Source organism: Legionella pneumophila subsp. pneumophila str. Philadelphia 1, from assembly GCF_000008485.1.
GTDB lineage: Bacteria > Pseudomonadota > Gammaproteobacteria > Legionellales > Legionellaceae > Legionella > Legionella pneumophila.
This window is the reverse complement of record NC_002942.5, coordinates 1,475,459-1,488,169: the sequence shown is the minus strand read 5'-3', so window position 1 is coordinate 1,488,169 and position 12,711 is coordinate 1,475,459. Positions and strand designations below refer to the sequence as shown.

The following is a 12,711-nucleotide window of genomic DNA, read 5'->3' as shown; positions in this document are numbered from 1 at the left end:
AAGGCAAGAGGGGTTATCCTTAGCAGTTCCGTGTTATTAAATTTATTGGCCTATGGATAATACCTATAACCCCCAAGAAGTTGAAGAACAAGCACAACAATATTGGCATAAGAAGCAATCATTTAATGTTACTGAAGATTTAAACAAAGAAAAGTTTTATTGCTTATCCATGTTTCCCTATCCCAGTGGCACATTGCATATGGGGCATGTGAGAAACTATACTCTCGGTGATGTCATAGCCCGATATCAGCGGGCATTGGGAAAAAATGTCCTGCAACCTATAGGATGGGATGCTTTTGGCCTACCAGCCGAAAATGCAGCCATCAAGAATAAAATTCCTCCTGCAGAATGGACCAGGAAAAATATTGCTGCAATGAAAGAGCAGTTTTTACGCTTGGGAAATGCCTATGACTGGAAAAGAGAAATTACTACCTGTGATCCTGAATATTATCGCTGGGAGCAATGGTTTTTTATTCGTTTATTTGAAAAGGGCTTAGTTTACAAGAAAAACGCTGTTGTTAACTGGGATCCTGTTGATCAAACAGTATTAGCTAATGAACAGGTAGTTGACGGTCGCGGCTGGCGTTCAGGTGCTTTGGTTGAGCGCAAGGAAATTTCTCAGTGGTTTATTAAAATTACCTCCTATGCTGATGAGCTTTTAAGCTCTTTAGATAGCCTGGATGAATGGCCTGCACAAGTAAAACAAATGCAGCGCAATTGGATTGGCAAATCCATAGGCACAGAAATTTACTTCAATGTAAACAATTATCCCAAACGATTGAAAATTTACACTACTCGCCCAGATACATTGATGGGAGCAACCTATCTTGCTGTGGCAACAGATCATCCATTAGCAAAAGAAGCGGCTTCCAACAATAAAAAGGTTCAAGAATTCCTCGATAGTTGTCAAGGAATTAAGATAGCTGAAGCAGAACTGGCAACTATGGAAAAACGAGGGATTGACACTGGAATGACTGCAATCCACCCTATAACGGGTAAGGAGTTACCCATATGGGTTGCTAATTTTGTTTTAATGCAATATGGTTCTGGTGCAGTCATGGCAGTTCCTGCACATGATCAGCGCGATTGGGAGTTTGCGCAAAAATACCAATTACCTGTCAAACAGGTAATCAAGCCTATAGACATTGAGCATGACTTTAATCAATCAGCTTATACTGAAGAAGGAATTCTGATTAATTCAAATCAGTTTGATAATCTACTCTCTAGTAAAGCCATTCAAGTCATCACAAACTTTCTGGAAGAAAATGACGCTGGCAAAGCTACCATTAATTACCGTTTAAGAGATTGGGGCGTTTCCAGGCAAAGATACTGGGGAACCCCTATCCCCATGATTATCTGCGAACAATGCGGTATTGTTCCAGTCCCTGACGAAGAATTACCTGTTGTTCTGCCAGAGAATGTTGATTTTACCGGTACCGGCTCTCCACTTACACAATGCAAAGAGTTTGTTAATGTAACATGTCCAAAATGCGGTCAAGATGCAACTCGAGAAACAGATACATTTGATACCTTTGTCGAATCTTCATGGTACTATGCTCGCTTTGCTTGCAAAGGTCAGGAAAATGCCATGCTTGATGACCGAGCCAAATATTGGACACCAGTAGACCAATACATCGGTGGAATTGAACATGCAGTGATGCATCTGCTGTACGCTCGATTTTTTCATAAATTGATGCGCGATGAAGGATTAGTTAATTCGGATGAACCCTTTAAGGCTTTATTAACTCAAGGTATGGTTTTAAAAGACGGGCATAAAATGTCAAAATCATTAGGTAATGTGGTTGATCCAAACCATCTTATCAATACCTACGGAGCTGATACCGCTCGCTTATTTGTCATGTTTGCATCCCCTCCCGAGCAATCACTGGAATGGTCAGATTCTGGAGTCGAAGGAGCACATCGCTTTTTGAAACGAGTTTGGGCTTTTTCACATCAGCATAGAGACATGCTCATTGACATTAACGATAGTATTTTGAGTGGAAATGGTCATGTCGACTGGAAGGAAGCGGAGTCTCGATTAAAAAAATCCCGTCATATTGTGCATCAAATACTTGCTCAGGCAACCCATGACTATGACCGAAATCAATTTAACACGGTTGTTTCTGGCTGTATGAAATTATTTAATGAAATATCTGATTACTCCATTGAAACTGAAAATGATAAATTTTTTATACACTCAAGCATCAGTATATTGCTGAGGCTACTCGCTCCAATTACCCCGCATATTTGTCATTGCCTTTGGCAGCAATTAGGTTTTGATAAAGCAATAATTGATGCGCCGTGGCCAAAGGTGGATAAAAGTGCTCTAAAAACTGATGAAGTAGATTATGTTGTACAAGTTAATGGAAAGCTCAGAGCTCAATTTACTGCAAGCACTGATGCGACTGAAGAGGAATTAATTGCTGCAGCTAAGGAACATGCCCACAACTTTGTGGTAAACCACACCATTAAAAAAGCAATTATTGTCCCACATAGGCAACTAATCAACTTGGTCATTGGATAAACATGTGTGATTCGTCCCAGCAATCTCTAAATATTTTACACAATTTCTCAAGTTATGGGTGGAATTACCTATAAAGTGCAAATAAGAGAGGGAAAAGAAGAATGACTCAGATCCACAAGTACTTAGCATCTCTTATACTGATTTGGCTGCTAACTGGTTGTGGTTTTCATTTGCGTGGAGCAATTGATATCCCTGAGTGGCTTGATAATGTTTCTATTATTTCCAGGGATGGAAATAAAGAACTGGTTTCTATACTCAAGTCCCAGCTGGAAGGCTATAAAATTGATGTCAATTCTGACCCATCTCTCGCGAAATACTGGTTAATTATTAACAGTTCCAGTTTACAGCAGCAAATTGTTAGTATTGGTGCAAGTACCAATCCAAGACAATATCAATTAATCTTAACCATTGAATTTATGTTGCAGACTCCCAAAGGGCAAATTATTAAAACCCCCAGAAAAGTTAATGTGAGCCGTCAACTCACCGTGAATAATGACAGGATATTAGGGTCAAATGAAGAACAAGCTCTTTTAGTCAGCGAAATGAGGCGTGATGCCGCTATTCAAATCATTAATCGTTTAAACCGACCATGATATGCAAATAAATCAACAAGCTCTTACTCAGCTTTTACAAAAAAAAATACATCATCTTAATGTACTAATTGGACAAGATCATTATCTTATTGACGAAGCACTCAATAACATAAAATCAATGCTTAAAAAATCATCTGAATGTGATGAGAAAATCCTCTCTATTCAGTCCCCTGAAGAATGGCATGTCGTTCTGGAAGAAACAAATAATTACTCTCTTTTTTATCAAACAGTTATTTTAACCATTTTCTTTGATAAAAAAACGATAGATACAACGGGAAAAAAAATTCTTAGTGAATATCTCAAATCAGCCAACTCTCATAGTTATATTATTATCAGAGCCCCTAACCTTACCGCCAAGCAACTTCAATGGTTAACACATGATGAACAAGCGCTGATTATCATTGCACAACCATTAAGCTCAGAAGCAATGAAGAGATGGATTAATGAGCAATTAAAATTAAATACTATCTCTTTTGATCCATATGTTCCTGAATTAATTTATCAATATACTAAAGGAAATATGCTAGCTACCGCTCAGGTAATTGAAAAAATTACTTTGAGCAATACACCCGGCACTCTCATTACTCCTTACCTGGCCTTGGAACATTTATCGGATCAATGTGATTTTTCCCTTTTTGAACTGATTGATTCATGCCTACTTGGTCATAGCGACAGAGCAATTCATATTTTAAGACAAGCTGCCAATAATAAAACAGAAGTCACATTGGTATTATGGATGCTTACCCAAGAAATAAGAACGCTATTACAATTATTATTTCTAATGCAACAAAAGATGGATATCAAAATGGCATCTAATCAATTAAAAATTTGGACTCAAAGAGTTAATCTTTATCAATCCGCTATTAAAAGATTAAACCCTTTACTTTTACAACAACTTCATCACTATTGCCAATCTATTGATGATAAAATCAAATCCAACTCAAACAATCAAGTATGGAATGCTCTGGAGAACATTTCTCTTTCCTTATGTTTAGGGCAATTACTAGGTGATGCATGCATAGCATAGCAATATTTGGTGGAACATTTGACCCAGTGCATAATGGTCATATCAAGACCAGCTTGGCAATTCAAGCTAACTTTGGCTTTGATTCCTATTATTTTTTACCTTGTAAAAGCCCCGCAATCAAACCTCCGTCCTTTGCCAGCAGTGAGCAAAGAGTAGAAATGCTAAAGTTAGCACTCAAACCTTACCCTGATTTTAAAATAGATACTCGAGAACTGGATCGAGATACCCCTTCTTATATGGTATACACTTTGCAAAGTTTCAGACAGGAATACACCGACTCATCATTAACTCTAATTATTGGATACGATGGATTATTAAATCTACCACAATGGTACCAATGGGAAAAAATAATATCCTTAGCCAATTTACTTGTTATCAATAGAGAAGAGTTCTTCCAACAGCCTGTGCCAAAATCAGTGCAAACTCTACTTAACCAATATAGAAATGATGATAAAAATATACTGCTAAATCATCATGCTGGTAGTATCTGCTTATACAATGCTGGACACTATGATATATCCTCAACAAAAATTAGAGAACAATTAAAACAACATAAAGATGTAAAGAATAATTTGCCTGATTTGGTGTACGATTACATTAAGAAGCAGGAACTGTATCAATAATATTTTCTGTTTTATCAACAGCCTTGACCTGCTTTATAAATTCAGGCAAATGGCTATATAGCAAAGCTACAACAGGATCGAATCGTGCATAAAGTTTGGACTTTTGTGAATATTCCTGATAAGGCAAAGAGGTCATTTTAACAGCAACCATAATCAGGGCAACGATAAAAACGCCACGTAAAAAGCCAAAACCCATTCCTAAAGTTCGATCAGTTCCGCTTAAACCAGCTCGTTTTAAGATAAAGCTGAGTATTGCATTCACTACCCCCCCAACAAAAAGGGTGGCAAAAAGAATAATAATAAATCCAATAGCTGTTCGTACTGACTGTTCCTCGATATAAGAACTTAACCAGGGATCCAGGCTTTGTGAATAATTAAAACCTAGCCAAATAGCTAATACCCACACACATAATGCAACAAGTTCCTTTACAAAACCACGAAACAATCCGGTCAATACGGACAAAGCGATAATTGCAACAATTGCTATATCAACCCATTGTAGTTGCATAACTAACTAACTCCAGTATTCACAACAAAACCATTTAATTGCATGGCACTAGCTAATTGAGTTTTTAATTTTATTACATCTTTTTTAACGGGTGAATGGCCAACAACTACTTTATAAACTATTCCATTTCTGCTATTAGACTTAAGATAATTCGCCTTGTAGCCCTTGCTGCGCAATCGATTAACTAAAGCTTGAGCATTAGCTATTTGTGTAAATGAAGCCAGCTGAACAGCATAAATATCTTGTTTAACTGCTGGTTTTCTCGCAGCAACAATTTGGCTAACCTTTTTGCTAGTACTAACCTTTGCCGTAACAACTGGAGATGCTTTCACCGGTGGTTTTGCTGCAGTCAGGGTCATTACTTTCTTTGCTGTCGCATTCGCTGCTTTATTTACTGCCAATTTAATTGGCTCTGATTTAATTGAGTTCTCTCTTTCCGCTTCAAGTGTGGCGACTTTAGATGTTCTGATGAGATTGTCTTCTTCTGTGCTGATGGGTTCTGCTTTTGCCAGGTTAATTGATTTTTTTTCAACTGGTATTGGGGGTATTTCTGTCTTAGCCACTTTTATAGTTTTAAATACCTCTTTTTCATCAGTAATCACTACGTCAGGAGGTAATGGTTTTGGTGGTAATTTCACATTGACACTAAAGTTACTTTCAGGGCTTTGGCTTGATTTTTTTATTAGTGCAGGAGCAAAAATTGCCCCCAATGAAATAATAACGGCCAAACCTATCAAGCGATGTTTAACTTTCTCATCCATTATCAGTTTCATTGATTCTCCTTCTGCTCCAAAAGATTATGTTGGGCAGCCATTACATGACTAACCGTAAAAAATGAACCATAAACAATAATTAAATCGTCATCTGATGCTTGCTTTAATGCCATTTCAAAAGCTGTAAATGGGTCATTATAACAAACATCTAGAAAAATTTCTGCTTCCCTGAATACAGAAAGCAATTCCTCTTGACTTGCAGCGCGCTTATTATGTAATTGTGCAGGATACCATCGATTAACACAATCCCTTAAAGGCATAATCAATCCATAAAGATCTTTATCCTTTAAAGCGGAGAAAACAGCATGAATTTGCCCTTTTACATTGATTTTTTTTACTGTATCAGCAAGTAATCGAACTGACTGCAGATTATGAGATACATCGTACAAAATATCAGTCTTTCCTTTTTGTAATTGCAACCGTCCCGGGATATAAATGAGCTCCATCGCTTTCTTTAGATTCTTATAGGATACAGGCAAATCATTTTGCATCAAATAACAAGCCATTACAGCTGCTGCCGCAGAACGAAGTTGAATTTTTGGCCTGGTCAATTGCTCAAATAGCTTACCTTGACAAGTAACCCCCCAATGGTCTGCTTCTTCCTGATAAAAATAGTCTTTACCGTATAAATAAGATGATGCTCCAAGTTGTACCGCAAACTCAACGATACTTTTTGGTGGTGAGAGATCCGCATAGATAAAAGGTTTATTTTTTCGTAGTATTCCGGCTTTCTCATACCCTATCAACTCAAGTGTGTCACCAAGAAAACTCTGATGATCAAAGTCGATAGTAGTAATGATCGCTAAATCAGTATCAACAATGTTTGTAGCATCCAACCGTCCTCCCAAGCCTACTTCAAGAATTATCAGATCCAGGTCATGCTGTTTGAAATACCATAAGGCAGCAAGTGTTGCCATTTCAAAATAGGTTAAATTGGTAGGGTAACGTGCTTCTTCAATCACAGAAAAAGCCTTACATAAATCTTTATCTTGAATCGGTGTTAAATTAATTCGAATACGTTCATTAAACACAAGAAGATGGGGTGACGTATAGGTACCAACTCTAAAACCTGACTGGTGATAGATGGTTTCAAGTGCTGTGACTGTAGAACCTTTTCCGTTTGTTCCTGCAACTGTTATTACCTTGCAATTTGGTCGCTGCAAATTTAATTTCTGCGCTACAGTCAAAACTCTGGTCAAACCAAGCTGTATTTCCTGGGTATTTCTGGTTTCCAAATGAGTCAACCAGTGATTTAAATCCCATTCACTCCATGGCGCGTGCAAAAAAACTCTCCGCTCCTTTATGAGTCAATTTGGAAACCAATTCGGATATAGTTGCTCGAAGATGTTTACGTTCAACTATCATATCAATATGTCCATGCTCCAGTAAAAACTCACTTCGTTGAAAGCCTTCTGGCAAAGTTTGTCTAACAGTTTGCTCAATCACTCTTGGCCCAGCAAAACCAATTAAAGCATTGGGTTCAGCAATAATTATATCACCAAGACTGCCAAAACTAGCTGATACTCCACCCATCGTTGGATCGGTTAACACAACAATAAAAGGCAACCCGGTTTCAGCAAATTTTGCTAAAGCTGCTGATGTTTTAGCCATTTGCATTAAAGAAAATAATCCCTCCTGCATGCGAGCACCGCCGCTGGCAGTAAAACAAATGTATGGTCGCTTTTCTGTTGCAGCAACATTCACTGCCCTTACAAATTTTTCTCCAACCGTCGCTCCCATGGAGCCGCCCATAAAATTAAACTCAAAGGCACTAACAACCACTGGTTGCTGCATTAAAAACCCTTTAACAACAATTAATGCCTCTTTCTCTCCTGTCGCTTTTTGCGCTTGAGAAATTCTATCCTTGTATTTTTTGGAGTCCCTGAATTTTAATCTGTCCTGTGGCTCCAGCCCAGCAGCCACTTCTTCTTGCCCTGACTCATCTAGAAATTGAGCGATTCTCAAGCGTGCGGAAATGCGATGATGAAAATTACAAGATGGGCAAACCATAAAATTTTTTGCCAGTTCAGTACTGTAAAGCACTTCATTACAACCAGAACATTTAACCCATAAACCTTCCGGAACCCCCTTCTTTTGAGAGGTTTCTGTCCTTATTCTTGATGGTAACAGTTTTTTAAGCCAGCTCATAAATTAGAACCCAGATATTATCAAATCGGATTATTATACACAGAAAAAAATAATCTGACATGTCTATATTGGACTTGAATTTCACATAAAGGAATAAGATATTTTACCAAATCGACTTGATAACCAGAACCAAATCACCCTGAAAACCCCAATTACTCATTAAAAATATCCAAGTCCATCTGAAGAATTTCAGACGTATTGATTATATTACAATCGATCTTTCTATTTATTTAACATACTAATTTTATTCAATAATTTTTTGCAACTTTTCAAAAAAGCGCTTTCGGAACTAAAGTTTTTTTCACTATTTCCGATAACTAAATCGGGTACAGTAAATTCACAACAATAAATCGAATTTACTGAATTACAAATGTCCCATACCAGGGATTCAGGTCTGAGGAGACTAAAATTATGGCTCAAGTAATCAACACTAATGTGGCGTCGCTCACAGCCCAACGTAATTTGGGTGTTTCGGGCAACATGATGCAAACATCGATCCAGCGTTTATCATCGGGATTAAGGATTAACAGTGCCAAAGATGATGCAGCAGGACTCGCCATTTCTCAACGAATGACTGCACAAATTCGCGGGATGAACCAAGCCGTTAGAAATGCCAACGATGGTATTTCCCTGGCTCAGGTTGCTGAAGGAGCAATGCAGGAAACAACCAATATTTTACAACGCATGCGTGAGCTTTCCGTTCAAGCTGCTAACTCAACCAATAACTCATCTGACCGGTCTTCAATTCAAAGTGAAATTTCACAATTAAAAAGTGAATTGGAGCGTATTGCTCAAAATACTGAATTCAATGGTCAAAGAATTCTCGATGGTTCTTTCTCTGGCGCAAGCTTCCAGGTTGGGGCGAATTCAAACCAAACCATCAATTTCAGTATCGGCAGCACAAAAGCTTCTTCTCTTGGTGGTATTGCCACGGCAACAGGAACAGAAGTAGCAGGTGCAGCAGCGGCAGATATTACTATCGCAATTGGAGGAGGAGCAGCAACCAGTATTAACTCTTCTGCCAATTTTACCGGGGCACTAAACGGACAAGATGCTACGTCAGCCTATGCCAAAGCAGCGGCTATCAACGATGCCGGGATAGGAGGACTATCGGTTACAGCGTCTACCAGCGGCACACAAGCAGTTGGCGCAATAGGTGGAACTGCAGGTGATACCTACAACTTAACGATTAATGGTGTTGCAATATACACTAACCTTAACGTAGCAACGGCATTAACCAACTCTGATCTTAGAGATGCCATCAATGGCGTCAGTAACCAAACTGGAGTTGTTGCATCACTTAACGGTGGTAATATGACACTCACTGCTGCTGATGGCAGAAACATTACGGTAACAGAAAGCGGTACAGGTTTTACTGCAGGTACTGACGGTTTAACTGTAACTGGTGGCGCATTTGATGGCGCGCTACGCGGTACTTTATCAATCAGCGCCGTTGATACTATCGCGATTGGTGGTACTGTTGCTAACATTGGTTTAAGTGCCAATATCTCTAAAGACACAGTAGGGATAGATTCACTGGATGTGAGCACAGCGTCTGGCGCTCAAACAGCGATTAAGAGAATTGATGCAGCACTCAATAGCGTAAACTCTAATCGGGCTAATATGGGTGCTCTGCAAAATCGCTTTGAATCAACGATAGCCAACCTGCAAAACGTATCAGACAACTTATCAGCTGCTAGAAGTCGTATTCAAGATGCTGATTACGCTGCTGAAATGGCTAGTTTGACCAAAAACCAAATTCTGCAACAAGCAGGTACAGCGATGTTGGCACAAGCTAATAGCCTACCGCAATCTGTATTATCTTTGTTAGGTCGATAGGATGTCGCAATCGAAGTGCAGCAACAACTGCACTTCGATTTCTTTATACCTCGGTTGATGGGTATAAAAAGGAGTAAGAAAAATGAGTATTGAACCTGTATCTTCAGTTAATAAGGCAGCCCAAACAGATCAAATAAAAATAGTTGAGGAAGTCTCTAAGCCAGAAATTAAAAATATGGTTTATGATTCCGCTTTGGATGCCGAAACAAAACAGGCGCTGGATAAAGCAACAGGTTTGCTTCAAACTATAATAACAGAGAAAATATCCGATAAAGTATTACGTAAAATGCCTTCTGATGAGTATTTGCAATTACTAAGCTTGCTTGATGATATTATTAGTGGTTCTATAGACAAGCACGTTTAATAATTTGAAATATTTATTAAAAATTTGACTAGAACAATAACAACATAGAAAAGGGATACTCTATGGAACTCTCTTCACCAGGCGTAGGGTCAGGACTTGATGTAAAAAACTTGGTCGATGCGATAGTCACGGCAGAAATAACTCCATCGCAAGTGCGTCATGATAAACAGTTAAACAGTGTCAATACAGAGTTGTCGGCGCTTGGTCAATTAAAAAGCTATTTAACTAACTTGCAAACTTCCTTAGCCAAGCTCTCCAGTCTTAGCCAATTCTACACTATGAAATCAACCATTAGTGATCCGAATTACTTTTCCGCTACTCTGGGGACTGGCGCGACTAAAAATACTTATCAAATTGAAATACAAAAACTGGCGCAACAACACAGTCTGGCAAGCTCTTACATGACTAATACTGGAAGCGGAACAATAACCATAGATTTTGGAACCTATAACAGTGATAAAACCACTTTTACACCGAATCCTTCCGCTACGTCAGTCAACATAACCATTACGCCTGGCAACGATAGCCTTGTTGCGGTACGAGATGCCATTAATAATACTAATTCAGGAATAACAGCCAGCATAGTTCAAGATAGCCAGGGCTCCAGGCTAACTATCACTTCGTCAAAAACCGGCGAAAATTATGCCATGAAAATTAGTGGTGGAGTTGCCTCATTGAATTATGATCCTACTATGGGAGTGAATTCATTAACTGAAACAGTAGCAGCACAAAACAGTACTGTTAAAATTAACGGATTAACTTTGGTTCAAAGTTCTAATCAATTGAATGAGGCAATAACTGGTGTCACCATTGATCTAAAGAAAGCAGAGATTGGGAAAATTGTCACCTTAACTGTTGATGATAATAAAGATCAGCTCACAGGCTTAATCAACGAGTTCATAAAACAATACAATGACACCATGACTTTTTTAACCAACTTAACTGGTTATAATAATGAAACCAAACAAGGAGGAGTATTTCAGGGCGACCCTCAATTTCGCAATTTAAAACTCAATTTAAACAAGTGGGCAACTACCCCTTTGGCTAACCAGGAAGGACCAATCCGCTCATTAGCCGATTTGGGAATCATCACCAATAAACAAGGTTTACTGGAAATCAAACAAGACAAGTTTAAAACTGCACTCGATAATCACTATAAAGAAATAGGAGCATTGTTTGCAAAAACAGCCAAGGCTAATGATACTGGCATAAACGTCAAATCCATTAATTCAACTGTCAAATCAGGTACCTATGATGTGGTGTTGACTGAATTTACTCCTGGAGTCAGCATGTCTGGAACAATAGGAGGCTTATCTGCTATATCATCCGATGGCATTACATTGACAGGAAGTGCTGATTTGAGTGGTCTGTCGATTAATGTATTTTCGGGGTCTGCCGGCTCCCGTGGACAAATAACTGTTACAGACGGTATTGCAGTCCAATTAAGTTCCTTGCTGGATGCTTACATTGAAATTAAAGGCGATTTGGAGCAGAGAAAAGATCAACTCAATAATCAAGTCAAGCAATTGAATAAAATACAAAACGAAATTGATATCAGGCGCAAATCAATTGAAACTCGCTATTTAAAACAATTCACTGCTCTGGACACTCTACTCAGCCAATTACAAAGCACTAGTGTTTTTCTATCCCAGCAATTAGCCAATTTACCCCAATTAAAATTGAAATAATAGGAGGTAATGAGAATGAAAAACCTATATTCACAAATTTCCAGCCAATACAAAGCCATAGAGCTACAAACCCGCATAGAAACAGCCTCCCCTCATGAACTTATAGATTTATTACTTCAAGGAGCCCGATCTCACATTGCTACTGCTCAGGGTAATATACAGCGTAACCAAATTAAAGAAAAAGGAGAACATATTGGCAAAGCCATTAGCATCATTGAAGGTTTAAAAATGAGTCTCAATCATGATAAAGGTGGCGAAATTGCCGAAAATTTACTCCAGTTATATGATTATGTTCAACAAATACTACTTAAAGCCAATTTAAAAAATGATGAAGATTTATTAGCTCAGTCCAATATGTTATTAGCTGAAGTGCATCAAGCCTGGCAAGCGATTAACTCTAATGCTGGTAATGAACTTTAATATTTGCAATGAGCTCCCATGATTCAGCATTTGCTTTTTACAGCTTTATAGCAACCAAAATAAGAGTTTTCTTGATTTGGCAATTATTAAACCCAGTCCATCTATTTTTATTTTCCCAATGCAAATAGTTTAAGGCTTCTAAATATCAATAAGATATGAGGAATTGTCTGGAAGTCTTGTAGTTATCGAAATTTTTGTACATTT

12 protein-coding genes are annotated in these 12,711 nt (G+C 38.3%); 8 read left to right on the top strand and 4 right to left on the bottom strand.

Features of this window, described 5'->3' with window-relative positions; translation table 11 throughout:
- The first annotated feature begins 52 nt into the window (after positions 1-52).
- The 4 genes from leuS (at position 53) to nadD (ending at position 4,767) form a co-directional block, all read left to right on the top strand.
- Complete coding sequence (leuS, locus tag LPG_RS06755; protein ID WP_010947078.1) at positions 53-2,524, top strand: leucine--tRNA ligase; 2,472 nt, start codon at positions 53-55, stop codon at positions 2,522-2,524.
- Positions 2,525-2,625: 101 nt separating this feature from the next.
- Positions 2,626-3,117 carry an LPS assembly lipoprotein LptE gene (gene lptE / locus LPG_RS06750; RefSeq protein WP_010947077.1) on the top strand — a complete coding sequence of 164 codons (492 nt, stop codon included), beginning with the start codon at positions 2,626-2,628 and terminating at the stop codon, positions 3,115-3,117.
- Position 3,118: 1 nt separating this feature from the next.
- Positions 3,119-4,144 carry a DNA polymerase III subunit delta gene (gene holA / locus LPG_RS06745; RefSeq protein WP_010947076.1) on the top strand — a complete coding sequence of 342 codons (1,026 nt, stop codon included), beginning with the start codon at positions 3,119-3,121 and terminating at the stop codon, positions 4,142-4,144.
- A complete protein-coding gene (gene nadD, locus LPG_RS06740; protein ID WP_010947075.1) occupies positions 4,132-4,767 on the top strand; it encodes a nicotinate-nucleotide adenylyltransferase in 636 nt (211 codons plus the stop codon). The genes holA and nadD overlap by 13 nt, the downstream gene beginning before the upstream one ends.
- Here the strand turns inward: nadD and LPG_RS06735 are convergent.
- The 4 genes from LPG_RS06735 to accD are packed head-to-tail and all read right to left on the bottom strand — an operon-like array spanning position 4,742 to position 8,196.
- The gene (locus LPG_RS06735) at positions 4,742-5,275 is read right to left on the bottom strand and encodes a CvpA family protein (RefSeq protein WP_010947074.1); all 534 of its coding nucleotides are present in this window, start codon (positions 5,273-5,275) and stop codon (positions 4,742-4,744) included. The two genes, nadD and LPG_RS06735, sit on opposite strands and share 26 nt — an antisense overlap.
- A 2-nt stretch (positions 5,276-5,277) precedes the next feature.
- Positions 5,278-6,048: an SPOR domain-containing protein gene (locus tag LPG_RS06730; protein WP_010947073.1), complete on the bottom strand. Its 771-nt coding sequence runs from the start codon at positions 6,046-6,048 to the stop codon at positions 5,278-5,280.
- Complete coding sequence (gene folC, locus LPG_RS06725) at positions 6,045-7,331, bottom strand: bifunctional tetrahydrofolate synthase/dihydrofolate synthase (RefSeq protein WP_010947072.1); 1,287 nt, start codon at positions 7,329-7,331, stop codon at positions 6,045-6,047. Before folC ends, LPG_RS06730 begins: the two co-directional genes overlap by 4 nt.
- Positions 7,312-8,196 (bottom strand): acetyl-CoA carboxylase, carboxyltransferase subunit beta, encoded by an 885-nt coding sequence (gene accD, locus LPG_RS06720; RefSeq protein ID WP_010947071.1) that lies wholly within the window; start codon positions 8,194-8,196, stop codon positions 7,312-7,314. Before accD ends, folC begins: the two co-directional genes overlap by 20 nt.
- Before the next feature lie 411 nt (positions 8,197-8,607).
- On the opposite strand from accD, the gene LPG_RS06715 reads away from it, so the two are divergent.
- From LPG_RS06715 to fliS, 4 genes are all read left to right on the top strand, one after another.
- Positions 8,608-10,035, top strand: a complete 1,428-nt coding sequence (locus LPG_RS06715) for a flagellin (RefSeq protein WP_010947070.1) — start codon at positions 8,608-8,610, stop codon at positions 10,033-10,035.
- Positions 10,036-10,117: 82 nt separating this feature from the next.
- On the top strand, positions 10,118-10,399 hold the full coding sequence (locus LPG_RS06710) for a hypothetical protein (protein ID WP_010947069.1): 282 nt from the start codon (positions 10,118-10,120) through the stop codon (positions 10,397-10,399).
- Between the two features lie 62 nt (positions 10,400-10,461).
- The gene (gene fliD, locus LPG_RS06705; protein ID WP_010947068.1) at positions 10,462-12,087 is read left to right on the top strand and encodes a flagellar filament capping protein FliD; all 1,626 of its coding nucleotides are present in this window, start codon (positions 10,462-10,464) and stop codon (positions 12,085-12,087) included.
- Positions 12,088-12,096: 9 nt separating this feature from the next.
- The gene (gene fliS / locus LPG_RS06700; protein ID WP_010947067.1) at positions 12,097-12,507 is read left to right on the top strand and encodes a flagellar export chaperone FliS; all 411 of its coding nucleotides are present in this window, start codon (positions 12,097-12,099) and stop codon (positions 12,505-12,507) included.
- Positions 12,508-12,711 lie beyond the last annotated feature (204 nt).